Here is a 20,535-nt window from a genome sequence, read left to right as displayed (position 1 = left end):
GAAAGTGGCCGTTCGGTCCCAGATATTGTCCAAGGCGATCAAGCTTTTTTCGCAGCGTGGCTTCGAAGCAGTAACGATCGACGAGGTTGCTGCGGTTGCCGATGTCGGCAAGGGAACCATCTACAACTACTTCGCCACGAAAGAAGACATCATCGTGGCCTTCATGGTCGATCTGGAGGCGAACATGGCGCCGCAGATCAGCCGCTTCAGACAGGAGCGGCGGTCAGTTCATCGCGCCCTGGCCGATTACGTTCTGCTGCACTTTCGTCTGAAAGAGCCCTACCACGCCTTCGTGCGGGTATTTCTGGCGCAGATGTTTATGGATACCGATCGCTTCTTGCCGTACATGGTGGAAATGCAGAAATACATCGATCCTCCGCTGCAATCACTTTTCACGACCTTCGAAAAGCGCGGACTGCTCCGGGCCGACATCGACGTTTCACAACTCATTATGAGTTTCAAGACTATGCATCTGGGCCTGACTGCTCTGTGGGCTGTTGAAGGGCCGCCCTTTCAGCAGACCGCCAAGGTGGTTCGGGAGCAAATGCAGTTTTTTACCCAAGGCATCCTGAGGAAGACACAATGAAATGCTCGTTTACCCTGCTCGCAGTTCTTCTTGCCACCACGCTCGTCTCCGCGCAAACACCCCCACCGGCCGGCAATCCCATTGCGCGCCATTATCGCGATGGTGAAACGCTGACCTATCACATGACCGCAACCAATGAAGACTGGCACTACACCGCGGATGCCTCCGACACGGTGGAGAAGACGGCCAACGGTAATTTCGTCGAAGAATTTCGCTGGACCGGCATGACGTCCAATGGACAGCCCAGTCCGATGGGACCGGCGATGGCCCAGTTTCGCCAGCCGCTTTCGCTTGACCCCAACTGGACGCCTTCCATGCCCGATCTGACCAAAGTGGATCCGAAGTTGATTGGGCCGATTACGGATCTGATGACCTTCTATGTCGATGTGTGGCTCATGAATAAAATCGGAATTTTCAAGCACGCTGGGGATCACTTTCGCGTGCCAAATCCACAGGCTAGCTCATGGGCAGATGGCACGAGGGTACTTGTTGGAAAGAGCCACATCGACTTCGATCTGACGCTTCAATCGATCGACACGGCGAAACAGACAGCCGTGGTTGTCGTCCGCCACGTGCCTCCATCCCATCCCGACTTGAAGCTTTCAGCGGAGTGGATGCAGGCTCCTGTCGCGGACACGGCAAACAACTGGGCAGAAATTGCGAAGACCCAGGACGGGAAGTACACGGCGGCAGTTGGCAAAGAGACCTTCGACGACACAATTATCGTAAGTACGGCGGACGGCAAAATACTCTCCGCCAGCATGGACAACCCCGTGGTGACGAGCGGCCGAACCTGCGAGGATGCAGAATTAACCAAGTGTGGCCCTGCCCAGCCGCACACCATCCACCGGCATATTGAGATTGCGCTGGAGCATTGACTTGTTTCCGCCACCGCGCACGCAGCATACCAGTTCTGGTGCGCGGCGGGAAGCAAGGCAAACTGCCGCAGCGCTCTCCCTTGCAGCCTGTGCCTTTTCGACCGCTCGCTGCATTCCTGACAATTCAATTGACCGTCCATGCCTTTGCAATTTACGGTTTGCCTACCCACATGGCTTCTCCCTCTCATTAATCGCTGAAGAAATACCAGGAGGCTCCATGCCATCGGTACTCATCACCGGAACCAGCAAAGGAATCGGCTTCGAAACTGCCCTCGCCTTCGCCCGAGCCGGACACACCGTCTTCGCTACGATGCGCAGCCCGTCTGATTCCCCTGAACTCGGTCAGATCGCAGCCAGCGAGCACTTGCCTATTCACATCTTCAAGATGGATGTGGATTCCGATTCGTCCGTCAGTTCTGCAATCGCCGCGATTCGAAATGACCACGGCCAGATCGACATTCTTGTCAACAACGCCGGGATCGAACGCGCCGGTTCCATCGAGGAACTTTCATTATCGGAGTTTCGCGCCTCCATGGAAACCAACTACTTCGGTGCGCTCCGCTGCATCCAGGCTCTGATCCCTGAGATGCGGAAACGTTGCGGCGGCTGCATCATCAACATCACTTCAGTCGCGGGTATACTCTCCAACCCGCCGCTCACCGCCTACAGCGCCTCCAAGTGGGCGCTTGAAGCCCTCAGCGAAGGTCTTGCCTGCGAGATGAAACCCTTCAACGTCCGTGTCGCCATCATCGAGCCCGGAATCATCGATACTTCCATGGCACGACGGCTCGGCAACGCCGCAAGCGCGTCAATCTATCCCCACCTCGCGCGATTTTCGGCTGTCTTCACCGCATCGCTCAAAAATCCAATTCCGCCCAGCCTTGTTGCGCAGAAGATACTCGACGTTTTTGAGAGCGGTACCACGCAGTTGCGTCACCTGGCCGGGCCCGATGCTGCCGGCCTGGTTAACTGGCGCAAGCAGTTATCAGATGAAATGTGGATTGAACTGCACGGGTCCGACGAAAGCGCGTTCTTCGAGGGTATACAAAAGGCGTTCGCTCCGGTCGCGCAATCCGAAACAGAGCAAGTTGAAGCCTGAAACACTCAACATTCCGTACCAAACAAAATCTCAAAGAGGTCATAAATGATGTCCGAAACAGCAACCGCGCCCGCAGCGAATCCAACAGGCTCGATTCCCTCACCCGATCACATACTGCAAACCGGCCTCGCCTTCTGGGCCTCGAAAACATTGCTTAGCGCCGTCGAGATGGAAGTCTTCACCGAACTCGCCAAGGGCCCTGAGAGCCTTGACGCGTTGACCGGCCGTCTCGGCCTCCACCCCCGCTCCTCGCGCGACTTTCTCGATGCCCTCGTCGCCCTCGGTTTCCTTGAGCGCGAGAACGGCCACTATCGCAACACGTCTTCGAGCGATCTCTTCCTCGACAAGCACAAGCCGTCGTACCTCGGTGGAATCCTCGAGATGGCCAACAAGCGTCTCTACCATCATTGGCGGCATCTCACCACGGCCATCCGTACCGGCGAAAACCAGAATGAAGCCTCAGGAGAAGTAGAGCCGTTTGCCGCGCTCTACGCCGATCCCACCCGGCTCAAAGGCTTTCTGCGCGCCATGACCGGCATCAGCCACGGCGCTAACATCACCATCGCGGGCAAGTTCCCTTGGAGCAAATACAAAACCGCTGCCGATTGCGGCACGGCGCAGGGCGATCTCATCGTACAGGTCGCATTGAAGAATCCTCACATTACCGGCACCGGCTTCGACCTTCCTGAAGTAGCTCCGATTTTTGAAGAGTACGTCGAGCACAATGGCCTGTCCTCGCGGGTCAGCTTCAGGCCCGGCAGCTTCTTCGCAGATCCGTTGCCCAAGGTCGACGTCATCCTGATGGGACATATCCTCCACGACTGGAACCTCGACGAGAAAAAAATGCTCATCCGTAAGGCATACGAAGCCATCCCCGAAGGCGGCGCGTTTATTGCCTACGACTCCATCATCGATGACGACAGGCGAACCAACGCATTTGGTCTGATGATGAGCCTGAACATGCTGATCGAAACCCCCGGCGGCTTCGACTACACCGGCGCCGATTGCATTGGCTGGATGAAGGAGGCCGGATTCCGCGAAACCCGTGTCGAGCATCTAGTCGGCCCCGACTCCATGGTCGTCGGCATCAAGTAGACCCCCGGCTGGTGGGACAAGCCGATTTGTCCTGCCAACGTTCCGCTTCGTCACAATTCTGCGAACTTTTCACCGGATCGAGCCGTACCCTTTCTTACGGCCGCATGCTCGTCGCGGCTGCGTGCGGAAGTCCGCGCATCCCCCGCAGGTCAGGGAGCCAGCCATGGCGTTCTTCAAGGATCAGCTCAAACAAGTCTTCAGGAGGCTCTCACGAGCGCCTTTGTTCACGACGATCACGCTGATTACGCTGGCCGTCGGCATCGGGGCAAATACGGTCGTCTTCAGCGTTGTTGAAGGCGTGCTTTTGAAGCCCTTGCCTTACCCGCAGGCAGATCGCCTCGTCGGTATCTGGCACTCCGCACCGGCGATCGGCTTTGACAGCCTGAACATGGCGCCCTATCTCTACTTCATCGATCGTGAACAGAGCACGAGCTTTGAAGACGTCGGCATGTACAACGGAGATTCCAATACCATCACGGGCGTGGGGCAACCGGAGCACGTGACAGGCATGGACGTCACCGATGGGACCCTTCCGCTGGTAGGCGCACGACCGGTTTTAGGAAGGCTTTTCACCCGCCGAGATGACACCGCCGGCGCGCCCAAGACGGTCATTCTTTCCTACAACTACTGGCAGAAGAAATTCGGCGGCAGCGATTCCGTCGTCGGCCGCACCCTCAATATCGATGGCACGAACCGCGAAATCATTGGCGTGCTGCCCCGTAATTTCGAGTTTATGGACAACTACGACGCCGCGCTGTTTTTGCCCATGCAACTGGACCGCAGCAAGGTGAAGCTCGGCAACTTCAGCTTTACCGGAATCGCCCGCCTGAAGCCCGGAGTGACCTTGAAGCAGGCTAATGCGGATATCGATCGCCTGCTGCCGATCGCAAATCACGGTTTTCCGGCGCCCGATGGATTCAGTGCAGCGCTCTTCGACAAAGTCAAAATCAGCGCCAACCTGCACACCCTCAAACAGGATGTAGTGGGGGATGTGGGAAATGTCCTCTGGGTATTGATGGGCTCGATTGTCGTGGTGCTTCTGGTTGCATGCGCCAATGTTGCCAATCTTCTGCTGGTGCGCGTTGAAGGCCGCCGACAGGAATTGGCAGTCCGCTCAGCTCTTGGCGCAGGGCGCGCCAACATCACGATGGGCCTGTTATTCGAGAGCGCGGTCCTGGGAGTTACCGGCGGCGTAATCGGCCTCGCCCTGGCCTTTGGAGCACTGCGCGTGCTGGTCGCGGCCGCTCCCACAGGCCTGCCTCGACTTCACGAGATCGGAATCGATTTTCCTGTTCTGTTGTTTGCCGCCGGGACAGCGCTCTTTGTCAGCATGGTGATCGGCCTGCTTCCGGTAATCAAGTACTCTGGAGTGCAGATCAATACCGGCCTGCGCGAAGGCGGACGCGCTTTGAGCCAGAGCCGCGAACGGCATCGCGCACGCAAAGTGCTGGTGGTTGTGCAAGTGGCTCTAGCGCTTGTATTGCTGATTTGCTCCGGCCTGATGATTCGCACATTCAAGGCACTGGCAAATGTGTCCCCGGGATTCGCCGATCCCACAACACTTCTGAAATTCCGCATCTATGTTCCTGAAACGACCGTCCCCGAAACTCAAAGAGCCAACGTGGTTCACATGGAGCAGGCGATTGCCGACAAGCTTGCCGCCATTCCCAACGTCTCCTCAGTAGCTTTTTCTACGCATGTTCCTATGGATGGAAACAATTCAAACGATGTTCTGTTCGCGCAGGATCGCACCTATCGAGATAATGAGATCCCGCCGATCCGGCGCTTCGTCTGGGTGTCTCCCGGATTCTTCTCCGCCATGGGCACGCCGTTGGTTGCAGGGCGCGACCTGACCTGGGCTGAGACTTACGAGAAGCGTCCAGTCGCACTGGTATCGGAAAACATGGCGCGCGAGTACTGGAGCACTGCCGAAAACGCGCTCGGCAAACACATTCGCGTAGGAAATACGGACGACTGGCGCGAGATCATCGGCGTCGCCAAGGACGTCTACTACGACGGTGTGAGCCAGAAGCCGCCGACAACGATTTATTGGCCGGTGTTGCTGGCCAAATTTGAAGGGCAGCCGGAAGACGTCCACCGCGGCGTATCGTTTGTCATTCGCTCGCCGCGCGCGGGCTCAGCCGCATTCCTGAGCCAGGTGCAGCAGGCAGTATGGTCGATTAACGGAGACCTGCCCCTGGCCGAACCCGTCACAGTTGAAGAACTCTACACCAAGTCGATGGCGCGCACATCCTTCACGCTGGTGATGCTCTGCGTCGCCGGAAGCATGGCCCTGCTGCTGGGCATCGTCGGCATCTACGGCGTGATCTCCTACGCGGTTTCACAGCGCACGCGCGAGATTGGTATTCGCATGGCTCTCGGAGCGCAGCGCGACACACTCACGGGGATGTTTGTCAGGCAGGGATTGTTGCTGGCGGCCATCGGCGCGGTCTTCGGAGTAGGCGCTGCCTTTGCCACCATGCGCTTCATGGCGTCGATCCTGTTCAAGGTCAGCCCCATGGATCCCTGGACATATTCGCTTGCCACCGTCGTTGTGATTGCAATCGCCTGGATAGCCTGCTACCTGCCTTCACGCCGCGCAGCCCAGGTCAATCCCGTCACCGCCCTCCGAGCTGAATAAGTAGAAAGCATCAAATCTGGCTGCCCCATCCTAACCGCTCCCTTGCGGTTAGGATGGAGGACACCTCTGGACCTTCGAGTTATCCCTGGTCCCTAGTCCCTAAGTCCCTAGTTCCCTGCTCCTTCCCAATACCGCATTGCGCAACTCGAGCCGTGGTGTGACCTTCCGCACACCCCATTTTCCGCTGCCGGGTAAGAATGAAAGCGTCAGGCCGAACGGCTCCGAATCCTGCCCCGGCCATGGAGAATGAACACGATGAGCGATCTTGCCCCCCTTGCCGAAGCAGTTGTCGTCGATCCGCTGGTCGGCCACCCTGCCGATTACCACGTCTTTCACAAGTTTCTGGACCGCTGCAAATCGCTGCCCGCGATCACCACCGCCGTCTGCTGGCCACTTTCAGACGTCGCGCTCCGAGGCGCCACTGAAGCCGCGGAGGAAGGCCTCATCAAGCCCACGCTCATCGGTGACGAAGCCGCTATGCGAGCCCTGGCCGCGGAAATTGGCGTCGACATCTCGCAGTACCCCATCCTCGATGCGGACAGCGAAGTGAAGGCCGCCGAGATCAGCGTCAGCATGTGCCGCAGCGGAAGCGCCCAGGCCATGATGAAGGGTAGCCTGCACACCGACGAGTTGATGAAGGTCGCCATGCATCGCGATACCGGCCTGCGCACCTCGCGCCGCATTACGCACGTCTTTGTCATGGATACGCCGGCCTATGCGCGCACCCTCCTCATCACCGACGCCGCCATCAACATCAAGCCCGAATTCGAAGATAAGATTCACATCGTGCAGAATGCCATCGACCTGGCCCATGCCCTCGGCATTCCCGAGCCCAAGGTCGCACTGCTCTCCGCCGTCGAAACCGTAAACCCGAAGATACCTTCCACGATGGAAGCAGCCGCGCTGTGCAAGATGGCCGATCGCGGCCAGATTACCGGAGGCATCCTCGATGGGCCGCTGGCCTTCGATACCGCTGTCAGCGCCCATGCTGCGGAGATCAAGCACCTTCAATCGCCGGTTACGGGACAGGCTGACATTCTCGTCGTCCCCGACCTTGAGAGCGGCAACATGCTCGCCAAGCAGCTCGAATACCTCGGCGGCGCGCAGCTTGCCGGCATCGTCCTTGGCGCTCGCGTACCTGTCATCCTCACCAGCCGCGCAGACTCTGCCGAAACGCGCCTCACCAGTTGCGCCGTAGCCTGCCTGCTCCACTACGCAACCCACCCGGTCGAGATCGCATAACCTTTCAACCATTCACAGTCGATCGAGGGCGCCATTTCCAAGCGGAAACGGCGCCTTTTTTGCGTCCCTCTAAACCAGCAACGCAAATGCGGGCTTCGCATCCTAAAAAGGATGAGACTGATTTCGAATACGCGCTTTCTCGCAATCTATTCCTGCGTACTGACGATCGTTTTTGTTTGCACAGTGTATTTCGGACTCGCGCGCGGAGTCTTTGCATCGAGCCGCGTCTCTGCCGCTGAACAGAAAGCGGGACAACGTGCGGACTTCGACCAGATCACCGTCCATCGCATCAACATTGTTGAGCCGGATGGCACGCCTCGCCTGATCATTGCGGACAAGGCCGAATATCCCGGCTCCTTCTACCACGCAAAGGAGTTCGCGCGCCCCGACCGCCGCGATTCGGCGGGAATGCTCTTCATCAACGACGAGGGCAGCGAGAACGGCGGCTTGCTGATCGGCGGCTACAAGGACAAGGATGGATCGCTCCACTCCTTCGGCCACTTGAGTTTTGATGAATACGAGCAGGACCAGACACTGTCTCTCGATACATACCAGGAGGGCGAGCAACGCGCCAGCAGTTACCAGATCAACGACAACAACGTCACTCTGATGACGCCCGAAGTCTACTCGAAATATCAGCAGGCCATGGCCATGCCCGACGGTCCTGAAAAGCAAAGAACCCTCGCGGATCTCAAGGCGAAGTATCCGATCAAGCTGCACCCTCGCGCCTCCATCGAACGCGATCCCGACAAGTCCGCCGACTTGCGCCTGCGCGATCCCGAAGGCCGCACACGCATCCTGCTGCGCGTCGCCGCGGACGGAACCCCCACCATGCAGTTTCTCGATGCGTCCGGCGCCGTAGCGCATCAATGGCCCGACGGCTTCGCAGGTCTGAAGAAGTAGCCCAGAAATTGCCTCTGCCCCAGGTGCGGGGTCCCCAATGACAGGTCCTGGTCGATGGGGTGGACACGCGTGAGAAACTCACTTGCGATTCTATAGAACGTCAAACACCTGCGTTTCAAGGAGAGATTCCCGTATGCGCTTGATCGTCAGCTCAATTCTCTTCCTGTCTGTTCTGTCAGGAGTCCCTTCCTCGTCCTTCGCTCAGTGCAATACCTGCCCTGACAAGCGAACCATCTCCGTGACTGGCATCGGCAGAGTCAACGCAGATGCCGATCTCGCAATTGTGCGCGTTGGATATAAGCTCTACGGCGCAGATGCGAAAGCTGTCTATGCGAATGCCACGGAGACATCCAGTGCCGTCATGAACGCCTTGACGCGTTCCGGTATTCCGAAGAGCGCCATTGAAAGCACCAGCCAGATCCTCCAGCACACTCCTCAGTATGAATATCAGCAGTACCCAACGAACACGGATGAGTGGCGAAATCGCCAGTTCACCGCCCTGCAGAGTTGGATCATTCGCGTAAAACCCGACGATGCGGCCGGGGCACTGAACACTGCAATCAACGCCGGAGCAAACGAAAGCGGATGGATCGAATGGATTGTCCAGGACCCTGGCACTCTACAGGCAGAGGCATCAGCCAAAGCGGTTGCCGGGGCCCGCGCGCTTGCCCAGCAGATCGTGCAGAAGTCCGACGTCCGCCTCGGTCAACTCATCAGTGTGGCGCAAAATCAGACACCGGATTCTTACGGCGGACCAGCGTTCGCTGCAGATCGATTTGGAATGGGAACCGGAGTCATTTCTGGCATACAGAACGGAAACCAGCCGCTGGCAATCAATTCACGACGCATAGAGTGCACCGTCTCGTTCTATGCCGTATTCGCCATCGAATGACACCCGGACTCAGCCCAGGATCCGTCGAATTTGCTCAATATGATTGGCGTCGTGGCCGGCCATGTGAGCAGCCAGATCCATAACGGTGATGCGGCCTCGCTCGGCGTGGATCCCGAAACAGTCCCACTGCTCCGCGCTCAGTCCGCGCAGGAATTCCAGATTTGCGCCGCGCAGCAGCTTGAACAACGTCAGGGATTCTTGAGGAACACGCCCGCCGTAGTTGCCGATCTTCGCCCAGAGATCCTGATCGAACTCGGCCAGTTCAATGCCGCTATGCTCCACTATCTGGCGGTAACGCCATGCTGTTGCAATCTCGTCTTCGGCAAGGTGCGCAAGAATCTCCCCGATCGACCACTTGCCGGGACCCGGTCGTTCTGTGAGCCGTGCGTCAGAGACCTTGCCAACGAGTTCCGCCAGAATATTTGGCGTTTGTGCCTGCGCCTCCAACGGATCTTTGCCCGATCGATGCCGCCGAATTCGCAATAGATAGTCGGGTGTGTCAGGCATGTCTTCGTCCTCTGAAGCTGTTTCTAATAGGAAAAATAGTATCGGAGAAATTGCTATTCGTGCCTGAGTATAATTGGTCGCTAAAGCGATTCACCCGATAAGGACTTACGCAATTGGCCGTTGCGGGGCAGTGGCTAAGGTGCACTCATTGTTGGCTGATGGTTGCCACTAGTATTTGAATGGCGTCGCCGCTCGAACACTTCGTATCAGGGAGGAAGCAAAATACTCAGCCCGCATTCGCAACGACTCACCCGCCCGGTAACTCCAGCGCTCCAAAAGAACTGCGGTTGTCAGGTGCAAAAAGAAATCAAAAAAATAAGACATTCCCCGATAGAAAGTGACCGGTTTGTACATTATTCTCGTGCAAACGGAACGAACCTTAGATCTCGATGACCACTTCGGGATTGACTCGCCACTCATTGAACTTTTGTTCGGCTTGCCAAGGCAACGCACTTCAATCGCCAGGACAGGTTTGGTTTGCGTTTGGTTGGATGTGGCGATGATCGACCTTCGTACCCGGACCGTGATTCAATAAAAACTGATAGGCCCTCTGGACAGGAGAACAGCGCAATGGCTGCAGTGTCGAACAATGTGCGGAACCTCAAACCGGATAGGCACCGGACGGTACCGAGTATTCAAGACGCGGAGGAAATGGTGGAAATCGCCCTTCAGCCGGAAGTATTGAAGAAAGTTACGGCCGCGGCGAAGTCGAGCGGACAAACACCCAGTGAATGGATTCTTGAAGCAGTGGTCGAGGCCATTGCGCGGAAATCCAAGGAGCGAAGCAATCCAGTGGGGCCAAAGCAATAATTCCTTCGGTCCGTTCTAAACCCGGCAGCTCGAAGCGACGGTTGGCGGGTAAGTCCCGACTCGGTAAGCCTCTGAGCTAAACATACTTACCGCGCAGATATGGGTATCTGAAGGCCGCTGATGTATGCGAAACGGCTTCAGTCCATCGACAGGCTAAGCTGGTGGCGCACATCAGCGCCGCGAATCCAGAAGATCACGTCAGTCGCAATATTGGCGGCGTGGTCAGCGATCCGCTCCAGGCTCCGTGAAACCATCAGCCCGTTCATCGCCTGCTGCGTAAACTTCGGCTGCTCCTGGATCATCTTCAGCAGGTCAGACTGCGCCCGGCGATTCATGCGATCGATCTCGTCGTCCATTTCGCGCACCGCATCGGCCAGTCGCGCGTCGCCTTCCAGCAGCGACAGGATCGCCGTTCGGATCATCCGTCCAGCCACCTCGCCCATGGCCGTAAAGTCCACCGGCAGTTCCGCCGGCTCGGTCTTCATAATGTCGCGCGTGCGCCGCGAAATCCCCATCGACTGGTCGCCAATGCGTTCAAGGTCGCCATTGATCTTGATCACTGCAAGAATGAAGCGCAGATCGATCGCCATCGGTTGTTCCTTGGCGAGCAATTCATACGCCATCTCGTCCAGTTCGCGCTGGGCGGAGTCGATCGCCGTCTCGTTCTGCTTGACGAATAGGCACAGGTTCTGGTCACGGAGGATGTAGGCGTCGACCGCGGACTCCACCGCCTGCTGCGCCAGGGCAGCCATGGCAAGCAGCTTGTCTTTGAGTTCAGCAAGCTGAATTTGAAAGTGAATTCGCGGCACGGCCCGTTTTTCTCCTAAAGACCATTGTGCATCAGCCCATGTTAAGGGGTGACAAATTTCCCTTGCAGCATCTGATTTGACACGGCTTGCGCGCCAAGGTCACCAATCCAACCCGTCGCCCACGCTGGAGTCCGGTGTTCTAGGCTAACAGAATGAGTGATTCAAGTTCGACACGAAAGTCACTGCTGAGCTTCGATCCCGCCCAACACCCCCAACGGCAGATCTACAAGCTGATGGTCGGGATCATCGTTCCCCGCCCCATCGCGTTGGTCTCCACCGTCGATGCCGCCGGAAATGTGAACCTTGCGCCTTTCAGCTTTTTCGCCGGCGTTGGCGCCGCGCCGCCTACAGTATTGTTTTGCCCAGCATTGCGGCCCGGTAACGAAGATCGAGCCGGGGAGCGCAAAGACACTCTCCGCAATGTGGAAGAGACTCGTGAATTTGTTGTCAACGTTGTCAGCGATGCCATCGCCGCGCAAACCAACATGACCGCTGCCAATGTCGCCCCTGAAGTGGACGAATTCAAACTCTCCGGCTTGACCCCGCTCAAGAGTGAAGCAGTAATGGCGCCGCGTGTTGCCGAGTCGCCGGCACAGATGGAGTGCCGCGTTACGCAGATCATCTACACGGGCGATAAGCCAGCGAGCGGCGTTGTCGTGCTTGGAGAAGTGGTCCGCTTCCACGTCCGCGAAGACTTGATCGAAGACTTCCGCGTCGACCCCGCCGGTCTCGACGCCGTTGGCCGCATGGCCGGCAACACCTGGGTGCGCACCCGCGATCGCATCGAACTCATCCGTCCGAAATAGCAGGCCACATCTGCGCCGCCCGCAAGACTATACTGGTCCCCACGATCGTCAGGCCCACCAAGGGCAACGACAAAGGAGGCCTGCTGATGCACCTCTGCGAATCGGCTCTCCCTTCCAGGTTGATCGACTATTCCGCGGGGCTCATGGCGCGCATTCTGCTGCTTCTCGCTCTTTTGCTGGCCGCGCCCTTCTTCGCCGGATGTCGCCACAGCGATCCGGTGAGAGAACCAGTGGCAACTGCAGGCGCCGAACCGAACGCTGCTCTTGTGCTCTCCAGCAGCAGTTTGCAGGACGGCCAATTTCCCAGGGCGTTCACCTGCGACGGCGAAGACACCTCTCCGGCACTTGCTTGGACTGCTCCGCCGTCAAATACCAAAAGCCTGGTTCTCACCGTGACTGATCCCGATGCGCACACATTCACCCATTGGGTGTTGTTTAACCTGCCTGCCAGTGCAAAGAGCCTCCCCGAAAATATCCCAAAACAGGATCAACTTGCCGACGGCTCGCGCCAGGGACGCAACGACTTCGCTAAAATCGGTTACGCGGGTCCCTGCGCGCCGCGCCGCTCAACCCACCGCTACTTCTTCGATCTCTTTGCGCTCAACTCGACCCTCGATCTGCCCGCCGGCGCAACTCGAGCCCAGGTTGAAGACGCCATGAACACCCACGTCGTCGCTCGCGGCAAACTCATGGCACGTTACAGCCGCTAACGACCAACTGCTCGTGAGTTCATCAGTCCGCCGCCATATCCTTGCCCTTCACCTCATGGCCCAGCGAAGCCAGCAGCGCCAGGGACAGCGCCACAATCACCACCGTAATCGCCAGCACATTCCGATAGCTTCCCCACTTCTCCGCCGCCAGCGACTGCGCATTCGCATTCCACGAAGTCACCAGTCCGCCAAGCTGATACGCCAGTCCCGGCGCAGTCGCGCGCACCGGTGCGGGCGTCAATTCGGCGAGATACGCAGGCACCACTCCCCACGCACCCTGCACCATGAACTGCATTACCACGGCGCCGATAGCCAGTGTCACTGCCGAGTGCCCATAAGCCCACGCCGGTATTGCCAGCAGCGAGAGCAGCGCGGCCGTGATAATCGCGCGCTTGCGGCCCCACTTCTCCGAGAGCGTCCCGAAGACGAATCCGCCCAGGATCTGCGCAAATCCGTAGATCACTCCGATCGTCCCCACCACGCTCGGCGACAACCCGATCTGTACCTGGAGAAACGTCGGATACACATCCTGCGTCCCATGCGAAAACGACATGAACGCCGTCATCAGCACGATCAGGAAAAGAAATGTCGGCACGAATGCCTTGAGCGACGCAATCTTCTTTGCATAAGACTCACCAGGTGGATCGGACCGCCGCTTGCGATCTGCGGCAAGCCACACCGGCGACTCCTCCACCCGCGCCTGCACATAGAACACCAGCAGCGCCGGGCTCGCCCCCAGCATGAACAGCCCGCGCCAACCGATTGCCGGAAGGATGGTCATCCCGTGCCAGTGCGTCCCCGCAAACAGAAGCGCATAGGCCGCCGAAGCCAGGATCGATCCGAACGCATAGCCCTCCTGTAGAATTCCCGAGAAGCCGCCGCGACCCTCTGTGGGCAGCGTCTCAAAAGCCAGCGCCGCACCCACCCCCCACTCGCCGCCCATGGCGATGCCGAACAGCGCGCGCAAAACCAGCAGTACGCCCAGTGAGGGCGCAAACGCGCAGGCCAACTCGATCACCGAAAAGCTGAAAATGTTGAACATCAACACCGGCCGTCTGCCATACCGATCGGCCAGCATCCCGAATACCAGCGCGCCAACAGGACGAAAGGCCTGCGTCAAAAATACGGCGCTCAGCACATCCGACGGCTTGGCGTGGAAGTCCGCGGAGATCGCCTTCACGCAGAAGATCAGCAGAAAGAAATCAAGGCTGTCCAGCGTCCATCCAAGGAAAGACGCGACAAACGTGTGACGCTGCGACGAACTCAGTCGCTGGAAATCGCGAAGGAACGACATTAGCGGGAGGATACAACACGTGTCGAGTATCAGGAAGCGGCAGATTTCGCCTAGTTGGCAATCACCATTAACGACGTGCTCTTGAGACTGAGCGTCGATTTGGGAACGAACGGAATGCTCAGAGGAAAACTGTAAGTGACTTTCACTTGCACTGCGTCGCCCGGCGCATTGCACGGCGTTCCGCATGCCGTCCACGTCGTGGGGGGAGCAGAACTCGGGCTGTACCATGTCGTTGTCGCAGTCGTGTTTGTGGAAGTCATTCCAGGATATCCCAGACTCCGCACATAACTCTGAACCTGCGCTGAAGTCACTCCGCAGTTGGTGAGTTGAGTGCATGCCGATCCACGAACAATGGCATACCGTGTCGCTTCCCTTGCGGCGTCCGAAACATAGTTGTAGGTATACAGTGCCAGCGACAGCTCGATGATTCCAAACAGAACCGCAAACAGGAGCGAACTCACAACGGCCATCTCCACAATGGCTGACCCTTCATCGCCGCTCGCACCATGAATGTGTTGCTCACCAATCGAAAAGCTGATGCGGTTGAGATGTTCCCAATCTCTTTGCATCAGAATGCCTGTCTCTCGCGTCAGGTGCGCTGTTTTTATCATTGCAGCACCTTTTCCACGGCTTTTCCGTGAAGCGTAAGCGTTGTCGGCAGTCCCGGCACACGAAATAACGGAGTTACAGTGGCTTGGGTATTCACCGTGAGAATTGTCTCAATGCTCGAACCGGAGCAGTCCGTTGGCTGGCATGTGGAGGCCGTTCCATTCGAGCAGATGCACGAGGTGTTGACGGTTGTCGTTCCTAAAGGTATATCCGGTGCGTCCAGCGCGGCGGTGTTCTGTATTCCCGTCGTATCCCCTGCCGCGGTCGAATTCTGGCAGCCATAAGAAGCACCTGCCCTCGCGGCATTCATTACCTCAATCGACCCGTACGTCACCCATCCGAGTTCAACTGCTCCCAAGATCATCGCGACAAGTACTGGCAGCGTCAGTGCGAACTCCACAAGCGCGCTTCCCGCATCGCATTTTGTCCGCACTGCAGCCCGCGAAAAGGAGCGCACGACCTTCGAATCACGAAAAACCAAAGTCTTCATCTTCACTCCACAAGTGCAAGTTTTGAAAGAACAGAATTGGGGTTGACTACCACTGAATAATTCGTGTCTTTGATGGATCCGCTTCCGGTAACGGTCATGGAATCTGTGATCATGTCCAGTGACACATTCATGCTGCCCGACCCGGTCAAAGTCAGAGGCGAATCCGGTGCATAAAGGATTCCCTGGATTTTGTCCCCGCCGGAACCGGTCAGCTTAAATGCGCTCGAATCGGTTCGTGACTGGAAGAACAGCACACCGTTGTAGGTTCCTGAAGTCGGCGCCGTAAGATTCATGTTGCCGCTTCCCGTCACGGTCGTGCTGCCTTCGGTGTAAAAGGTGATGGATCCCCCGGTCAGCGATCCCGAACCGGTCAGTGACAGATCGCCGCCGACAATATATAGACCAGAACCAATTGTCAGCGCACCGCTGCCAGTAGTTGTAAAGTCCCCGCCGATCGTGTAATTCCCGGCTCCCAAAATCAGGCCTCCGCTGCCGGTATTTTTCAGGTCGCCGTTGATGATGTAATTCCCAGCGGTCAGGGTAAGCGTGCCGCTTCCCGTGTTGGAGATCGAATGATAAGTTCCGGGGCTCAATGTATTGTTGCTGGAGCCACTGAAGCTTTTATCGCAGGATGTGCAAGTACCCGTTGGAATTGGAGGCGCCGTCAGTCCTGCAAGCGGGTCTGCCGCAGGCGCAATTCCCGTCACTGGCGTTGGACTGATACTCCCCGAGCCTGTTTCCTTGTAACCGCCCACGATGCCAATCTCCTGAGCCGTTATCGAACCGCTTCCAGTCAACGTCAGCGCCGTGGATGTATTGCTGGAGTCGTCGTAGATGTCGCAATTGGTCGCAGTGATCGCGCCCGAGCCGGTCAGCGAAACGTCCGTGCCCGACTTGGCGAGTGTCCAGATACATCCGTCCGTCGAACCGGTTCCGGCAACAGCCCTTGCTCCGACGTTTAGGGAACTCTTATGCGTGAGCATGTTCATGAAGATTGTCGGACTTGGATCGACGACAATTGCCTCGATGAATCCGCTTTCCCCTGCGAAGGGCCCAACGCTCGGGGGAATATTGATCGAGACAGTCGCGCCACCTGTGCCGTCAGTCACCCCGTTGGCAGAAGATGCCGCTTTTCCAGCGGTCCTCGCAGATGTGGCTGAGCTGTTGTATTTGTAGTCCAGAGCTGCAGCGATGGCAGCAGCATCGGCCGCCGTTTGCGCGTTGCGACGTGCGCGAAACAGCAGGCCCACGTCAATCGCCAGCCCCATAAATGCCAGCAGGAGCGTCATGCACAACGCGACAAGCACGAGCGTCTGCCCTGTTTCATCCTTTGGCAATCTCACAGTGACTCCCTACTCGAATCGCGAAGGCGTGTCGAGTCGCTGTGGCGGCTTGGCTACCATGCCTGCCTGTGATGGTCCTCCAGAGGGTGAAACCCGGCGGGACCGACCATTTCCCCACCGTTTACAAAGTCAGTTGGACTGACTCATACAATCGAATCCACTCATCTTTGAACTACATTTCCAAACTACGATGCTCTCTTCAGAAACTCTTGCAGAGACTTCCTGCATGCCAGTTTTCCCGGTGCGCGATCGTCCTCTCTCGGGTCTTCGTTTTCCTTGACAATGAATGCAAATCCCACACCGTCAGGACCCCAGCGAATCACCTTCGAGTACACCGCGATCGAATTCCCGAGTTTCTCGCCTTTGCTCCCCGTTCTTTGCAGCGTCATGAGAATCAGGGTTCCCGGATATGGGCGTTCGTCAGTGAGGAGGAAAAATCCGGATTCGCTGATGTTGCCGAGCTGGTAGGGTTGCGGCGTCCCACCGCTCCAGTGATACGCAACCAGGCCCGGAAGAATCTTACGGTTCGATCGCTGGCTGCTCTCCGATTCCGAGGAAAACCACTTCTTCATCCTGGCGGCAAATGAAGGGCTTTTTTTCGGCTTCGACTCAGCCACGTCCGCGACCTGCTGCACAGGCACACGGTGTGAGCCGGAGTCCGATCGGAGAAATTCGTTGCGGCCAGTTTGTGTTTGTTCCGCAATCTCCACGTCATGCGCGCGCGCATCCCCATCTGTGATGGCGAGGGTTTCCAGGATGCCCTCGAGTTCCGACAGGCCGCATATTGAAAGTTGATCGCCTGAGCGAAGCTGCGAAGCAAAAACGGTGTGCGCCGGCAGAAGCAGCGCGCTCGCCGGCTCCTCCTCTAATACGAGGAATTGGGGATTGGGATAATGATCTACGTTCCACGCGACGCGGTTCTCTTCGTCGAGATAAACCAGATCGAAATATTTGGCACCCTGCGAAGCCGGAATACCTCGGTAGGGTTTTAACCACAATCCGATATCGGAGCCGTGGATGAGGAAATCAAAAAGTCTCTTCAGGGGTTCTGCAGTCGTGTCGAAAATTGCGACTTCTAAGCTGAGAAAGTTTTCCCCGGAGCGGTTATAAACCCGAAACTGTTCGTCTTTCTTTGGCGAACGTCCATCTGCGTCGTCCGATGCCGAGGCGGGGAGCGTCGGATTTTGATCTGCGTCGGCTGGAAGCATCCATTCACCCAGTCCACCCGTCACCAACCAAGAGGGGCCCAGACAAACCATAAGTGCGCTTCGCCATACTGCAAATACAACTTTCGCAGCACAAGGCGGTACTTTTGAATCGCGATGCGCTTCGAGCCCTCTTCACAAAATCGTCGGTCCCTCTGAATCGAATTGCAAGAAATTTCAAAGATTACTTGATTCCGGTCCTTGCGGGAGAATTAGTGGACTTTCGTACTCAGATTTGAACTCCTTCGTTACGGAAGAGGTAGGTACTAATTGCCCATTCGAGCCATTTCGTATTAAGTCGATCACTCTTAGAATCCGTTTAGGCTTGCGTTCAGCGGTGACACTTCCAACCGTCGCCTCTGGAGGCGGACGCTAGCCTGAGATGAAAGGGCAACGATGTATGTCCCAGGCTTTGCTGCCACAGGTTGGGCGCCTAGCGCCGTTCCGCCTTCCCATGCTGCTCTCAAACTTTTCGGATCAAGATCAAGACCTACTCGAATGCTTCGGCATTCGATTCGTGGAGACCACGGCGGCGCACTCGTTGAAATGGCGCTTGTCATGCCCATCATGCTCGCGATGCTGACCGGCATCTTCTCCTTCTCCGTCGTTCTCTATCAGAAACTCCAACTTGGCGAGGCCGTCAGCAACGCCGGTCGCGTCATGGCGCTTGAGCGCGGTGATACAGATCCCTGTGCAACGACGGCCAATGCCATCTACGCGGCCGCGCCTGCCCTGGCAAAATCCAGCATGACGCTCACCTTCACGCTGGGCGGTTCGAACACCAGTGGTACGGTAACCGGCGGCACGATTTATGGCGGGACAAAGGGTACAGCTCCTACATGCACAGCCGCGGGCAATGGCGGCGCCGCCGCGTTACAGACAGGTTGGCCGGCACAGATTCAGGCGACATATCCGTGCAGCTTTTTTGTCTATAACACCAAACTAGGAAGCTGTTCGGTCACTACCCAGGTCACGGAGGTCATTCAATGAAACGGAGAGTTCATTCCTTGTTCGGCTGCTTTCTGGTAGATGAGCGCGGTCAGATTATCCCGTGGATGGGGTTTCTCAGCGTGCTGATTATCGGCGTTGCTGGCCTCTCCATCGATCTTGGTCACGCTTATGTCTGCTACCGGCAACTCCAGGCATCGACAGACGCCGCAGCTCTTGCCGGCGCAGTTGAACTGGGCAACGGAACAGCGACTCAGGGTAGCGTCACTACCCAGGTTGGCCTTTACGCCTCGACGACCGGCGGTGCTAACTTCGATACCAATCTACCCAGTCCGACAGTATCCGTGACTTTCAGTTGCGTGTCAGATTCCAACATGGTTCAGGCGTCCTGCCAAGATTCGAACACTGGGTACAACGTAATTCACGTTACACAGACCGCGACCATCCCGACCTTCTTTATCAGGGTATTGTCAGCCATCGGCATCAACCCAGCCAAGTCGCTCAAATTGACATCAACAGCGTCCGCGACCATGGCGAGCGGACAGAACGACCAGGTGAACGTTGCCATGGTCGTTGATGCTACGGCATCCATGAACACCAACGACACGGACGCGAGCTGCGGACAGACACGAATCTATTGCGCATTGCAGGGGGTCAGAACCATGCTGGGCCTTCTCGCGCCCTGCAGCGCCTCAACTTCAAAATCGACGGCGACATGCGTTCCTTATGATCAAGTGAGCCTGTTTACGTTCCCCACCATCCAGGCGAATACGACGACGTATGACACCGATTGCAGCGGCACCGCACCAACCATCCTTCCGTACACTACTCCCGTTAAAGGAGCCACTTGGTCGGCTCCAACAGGAACGGCCGGCACCTATCAGCTCACCACATATACGAGCAACTGGACTTCTTCCAACCAGGTAGGTGGAGCATTGAGTAGCTCCTCGTCCCTCGTAAACGGTGTTGGCGGACCGACAGGATCCTGCTCGGGTATAGACTCAGTGGGCGGCGACGGAACCTACTACGCCGGAGCCATCTATGCCGCCCAGTCATCGCTTGTGGCTGCAAAGGCGGCGGCTCCGGGGTCTCGCAACATCATGATCATCCTCAGCGACGGTGATGCAAGTGCCTCGAGCGGAAAAATGCAGAGCCCACCGGGGACGAATGTCGGGCACAATGGCAACACCTATCCCTCGCTTGATGACCAATGCCACCAGGCCATAACCGCGGCGCAATACGCTACGGCAAACGGAACAACGGTGTATTCGATCGCTTACGGCGCCTCGAGTTCGGGCTGTTCCACCGACACCGGCGGTCTCTCCATCTCGCCTTGTCAGGCCATGGCGCAGATGTCTTCGGGGTACGTGTCGCCGAGCAATGCACCCGACTTCTATTCAGACGCCACAGCGTCTCAGAACAAGGGCCAATGCACCTCGGCAAGCAATCCAAACCTCAGTTTGACGGGGATCTTCGGCAACATCTCCGCGCAACTCACCAGGCCCAGATTGATTCCCAACAACGTAACCTAGGAACTCGTTGAAATTCGCCGTGTTGTAGCAAATTCATTGAGGATTTGTGCTTCTGCCAAGTTGAAATCTGTTTGAATCGTGCGTTTCTTCAGCGCTTACCGGGGCTTGCGGGTATCGGGATTCCATCCCGTTGGCC

20 protein-coding genes are annotated in these 20,535 nt (G+C 57.3%); 13 read left to right on the top strand and 7 right to left on the bottom strand.

Annotated features, from left to right (window positions below; translation table 11 throughout):
- The first annotated feature begins 4 nt into the window (after nt 1–4).
- The 8 genes from VK574_RS10410 to VK574_RS10375 all read left to right on the top strand — a co-directional run bounded on the left by VK574_RS10410 (nt 5) and on the right by VK574_RS10375 (nt 9,336).
- Nucleotides 5–586 carry a TetR/AcrR family transcriptional regulator gene (locus VK574_RS10410; RefSeq protein WP_472799781.1) on the top strand — a complete coding sequence of 194 codons (582 nt, stop codon included), beginning with the start codon at nt 5–7 and terminating at the stop codon, nt 584–586.
- Nucleotides 583–1,464, top strand: a complete 882-nt coding sequence (locus tag VK574_RS10405; protein ID WP_472799780.1) for a hypothetical protein — start codon at nt 583–585, stop codon at nt 1,462–1,464. The genes VK574_RS10410 and VK574_RS10405 overlap by 4 nt, the downstream gene beginning before the upstream one ends.
- A 217-nt stretch (nt 1,465–1,681) precedes the next feature.
- Nucleotides 1,682–2,563 (top strand): SDR family oxidoreductase, encoded by an 882-nt coding sequence (locus tag VK574_RS10400; protein WP_472799779.1) that lies wholly within the window; start codon nt 1,682–1,684, stop codon nt 2,561–2,563.
- Between the two features lie 45 nt (nt 2,564–2,608).
- Nucleotides 2,609–3,658 carry a methyltransferase gene (locus tag VK574_RS10395; protein WP_472799778.1) on the top strand — a complete coding sequence of 350 codons (1,050 nt, stop codon included), beginning with the start codon at nt 2,609–2,611 and terminating at the stop codon, nt 3,656–3,658.
- A 163-nt stretch (nt 3,659–3,821) separates the two neighbouring features.
- Nucleotides 3,822–6,299, top strand: coding sequence for an ABC transporter permease (locus VK574_RS10390; RefSeq protein ID WP_472799777.1), 2,478 nt, complete (start codon nt 3,822–3,824; stop codon nt 6,297–6,299).
- 255 nt (nt 6,300–6,554) lie between these two features.
- Nucleotides 6,555–7,541 (top strand): bifunctional enoyl-CoA hydratase/phosphate acetyltransferase, encoded by a 987-nt coding sequence (locus VK574_RS10385; RefSeq protein WP_472799776.1) that lies wholly within the window; start codon nt 6,555–6,557, stop codon nt 7,539–7,541.
- Between the two features lie 111 nt (nt 7,542–7,652).
- A complete protein-coding gene (locus VK574_RS10380; RefSeq protein ID WP_472799775.1) occupies nt 7,653–8,444 on the top strand; it encodes a hypothetical protein in 792 nt (263 codons plus the stop codon).
- Between the two features lie 133 nt (nt 8,445–8,577).
- Complete coding sequence (locus VK574_RS10375) at nt 8,578–9,336, top strand: SIMPL domain-containing protein (RefSeq protein ID WP_472799774.1); 759 nt, start codon at nt 8,578–8,580, stop codon at nt 9,334–9,336.
- Between the two features lie 9 nt (nt 9,337–9,345).
- On the opposite strand, the gene VK574_RS10370 is transcribed toward VK574_RS10375, so the two are convergent.
- A complete protein-coding gene (locus tag VK574_RS10370) occupies nt 9,346–9,843 on the bottom strand; it encodes a DinB family protein (RefSeq protein ID WP_472799773.1) in 498 nt (165 codons plus the stop codon).
- A 570-nt stretch (nt 9,844–10,413) separates the two neighbouring features.
- Between VK574_RS10370 and VK574_RS10365 the strand changes: the two genes are divergently transcribed.
- Nucleotides 10,414–10,653 carry a hypothetical protein gene (locus VK574_RS10365; protein WP_472799772.1) on the top strand — a complete coding sequence of 80 codons (240 nt, stop codon included), beginning with the start codon at nt 10,414–10,416 and terminating at the stop codon, nt 10,651–10,653.
- Nucleotides 10,654–10,790: 137 nt separating this feature from the next.
- Here the strand turns inward: VK574_RS10365 and phoU are convergent, their stop codons facing one another.
- Nucleotides 10,791–11,462 carry a phosphate signaling complex protein PhoU gene (gene phoU, locus VK574_RS10360; RefSeq protein WP_472799771.1) on the bottom strand — a complete coding sequence of 224 codons (672 nt, stop codon included), beginning with the start codon at nt 11,460–11,462 and terminating at the stop codon, nt 10,791–10,793.
- Between the two features lie 152 nt (nt 11,463–11,614).
- Between phoU and VK574_RS10355 the strand changes: the two genes are divergently transcribed.
- Together VK574_RS10355 and VK574_RS10350 are read left to right on the top strand one after the other, a co-directional pair.
- On the top strand, nt 11,615–12,268 hold the full coding sequence (locus VK574_RS10355) for a flavin reductase family protein (protein WP_472799770.1): 654 nt from the start codon (nt 11,615–11,617) through the stop codon (nt 12,266–12,268).
- An 86-nt stretch (nt 12,269–12,354) separates the two neighbouring features.
- Nucleotides 12,355–12,978: a YbhB/YbcL family Raf kinase inhibitor-like protein gene (locus tag VK574_RS10350; protein WP_472799769.1), complete on the top strand. Its 624-nt coding sequence runs from the start codon at nt 12,355–12,357 to the stop codon at nt 12,976–12,978.
- A gap of 22 nt (nt 12,979–13,000) precedes the next feature.
- Here the strand turns inward: VK574_RS10350 and VK574_RS10345 are convergent, their stop codons facing one another.
- The 5 genes from VK574_RS10345 to VK574_RS10325 all read right to left on the bottom strand — a co-directional run bounded on the left by VK574_RS10345 (nt 13,001) and on the right by VK574_RS10325 (nt 17,922).
- Nucleotides 13,001–14,272, bottom strand: a complete 1,272-nt coding sequence (locus VK574_RS10345; protein WP_472799768.1) for an MFS transporter — start codon at nt 14,270–14,272, stop codon at nt 13,001–13,003.
- Between the two features lie 50 nt (nt 14,273–14,322).
- Complete coding sequence (locus VK574_RS10340; RefSeq protein WP_472799767.1) at nt 14,323–14,883, bottom strand: TadE/TadG family type IV pilus assembly protein; 561 nt, start codon at nt 14,881–14,883, stop codon at nt 14,323–14,325.
- Nucleotides 14,880–15,371: a TadE/TadG family type IV pilus assembly protein gene (locus tag VK574_RS10335; protein ID WP_472799766.1), complete on the bottom strand. Its 492-nt coding sequence runs from the start codon at nt 15,369–15,371 to the stop codon at nt 14,880–14,882. Before VK574_RS10335 ends, VK574_RS10340 begins: the two co-directional genes overlap by 4 nt.
- A 2-nt stretch (nt 15,372–15,373) precedes the next feature.
- The gene (locus VK574_RS10330) at nt 15,374–16,714 is read right to left on the bottom strand and encodes a pilus assembly protein TadG-related protein (RefSeq protein WP_472799765.1); all 1,341 of its coding nucleotides are present in this window, start codon (nt 16,712–16,714) and stop codon (nt 15,374–15,376) included.
- Between the two features lie 185 nt (nt 16,715–16,899).
- The gene (locus VK574_RS10325) at nt 16,900–17,922 is read right to left on the bottom strand and encodes a hypothetical protein (protein WP_472799764.1); all 1,023 of its coding nucleotides are present in this window, start codon (nt 17,920–17,922) and stop codon (nt 16,900–16,902) included.
- Nucleotides 17,923–18,417: 495 nt separating this feature from the next.
- Between VK574_RS10325 and VK574_RS10320 the strand changes: the two genes are divergently transcribed.
- Together VK574_RS10320 and VK574_RS10315 are read left to right on the top strand one after the other, a co-directional pair.
- Nucleotides 18,418–18,909 (top strand): TadE family protein, encoded by a 492-nt coding sequence (locus VK574_RS10320; protein WP_472799763.1) that lies wholly within the window; start codon nt 18,418–18,420, stop codon nt 18,907–18,909.
- Complete coding sequence (locus tag VK574_RS10315) at nt 18,906–20,399, top strand: pilus assembly protein TadG-related protein (RefSeq protein ID WP_472799762.1); 1,494 nt, start codon at nt 18,906–18,908, stop codon at nt 20,397–20,399. Before VK574_RS10320 ends, VK574_RS10315 begins: the two co-directional genes overlap by 4 nt.
- Nucleotides 20,400–20,535 lie beyond the last annotated feature (136 nt).

The sequence above is a fragment of the Occallatibacter sp. genome (assembly GCF_035317045.1).
Taxonomy (GTDB): Bacteria; Acidobacteriota; Terriglobia; order Terriglobales; family Acidobacteriaceae; genus Telmatobacter.
Note: the sequence above shows the minus strand (reverse complement) of the source record. Positions and strands in the feature narration are given on the sequence as shown.

Coding starts and splice junctions, on each gene's coding strand:
- VK574_RS10405 (WP_472799780.1), top strand. CDS start 583: ATGAAATGCTCGTTTACCCTGCTCGCAGTTCTTCTTGCCACCACGCTC.
- VK574_RS10400 (WP_472799779.1), top strand. CDS start 1,682: ATGCCATCGGTACTCATCACCGGAACCAGCAAAGGAATCGGCTTCGAA.
- VK574_RS10395 (WP_472799778.1), top strand. CDS start 2,609: ATGATGTCCGAAACAGCAACCGCGCCCGCAGCGAATCCAACAGGCTCG.
- VK574_RS10390 (WP_472799777.1), top strand. CDS start 3,822: ATGGCGTTCTTCAAGGATCAGCTCAAACAAGTCTTCAGGAGGCTCTCA.
- VK574_RS10385 (WP_472799776.1), top strand. CDS start 6,555: ATGAGCGATCTTGCCCCCCTTGCCGAAGCAGTTGTCGTCGATCCGCTG.
- VK574_RS10380 (WP_472799775.1), top strand. CDS start 7,653: ATGAGACTGATTTCGAATACGCGCTTTCTCGCAATCTATTCCTGCGTA.
- VK574_RS10375 (WP_472799774.1), top strand. CDS start 8,578: ATGCGCTTGATCGTCAGCTCAATTCTCTTCCTGTCTGTTCTGTCAGGA.
- VK574_RS10370 (WP_472799773.1), bottom strand. CDS start 9,843: ATGCCTGACACACCCGACTATCTATTGCGAATTCGGCGGCATCGATCG.
- VK574_RS10365 (WP_472799772.1), top strand. CDS start 10,414: ATGGCTGCAGTGTCGAACAATGTGCGGAACCTCAAACCGGATAGGCAC.
- VK574_RS10355 (WP_472799770.1), top strand. CDS start 11,615: ATGAGTGATTCAAGTTCGACACGAAAGTCACTGCTGAGCTTCGATCCC.
- VK574_RS10350 (WP_472799769.1), top strand. CDS start 12,355: ATGCACCTCTGCGAATCGGCTCTCCCTTCCAGGTTGATCGACTATTCC.
- VK574_RS10345 (WP_472799768.1), bottom strand. CDS start 14,272: ATGTCGTTCCTTCGCGATTTCCAGCGACTGAGTTCGTCGCAGCGTCAC.
- VK574_RS10340 (WP_472799767.1), bottom strand. CDS start 14,883: ATGATAAAAACAGCGCACCTGACGCGAGAGACAGGCATTCTGATGCAA.
- VK574_RS10335 (WP_472799766.1), bottom strand. CDS start 15,371: ATGAAGACTTTGGTTTTTCGTGATTCGAAGGTCGTGCGCTCCTTTTCG.
- VK574_RS10325 (WP_472799764.1), bottom strand. CDS start 17,922: ATGCTTCCAGCCGACGCAGATCAAAATCCGACGCTCCCCGCCTCGGCA.
- VK574_RS10320 (WP_472799763.1), top strand. CDS start 18,418: ATGCTTCGGCATTCGATTCGTGGAGACCACGGCGGCGCACTCGTTGAA.
- VK574_RS10315 (WP_472799762.1), top strand. CDS start 18,906: ATGAAACGGAGAGTTCATTCCTTGTTCGGCTGCTTTCTGGTAGATGAG.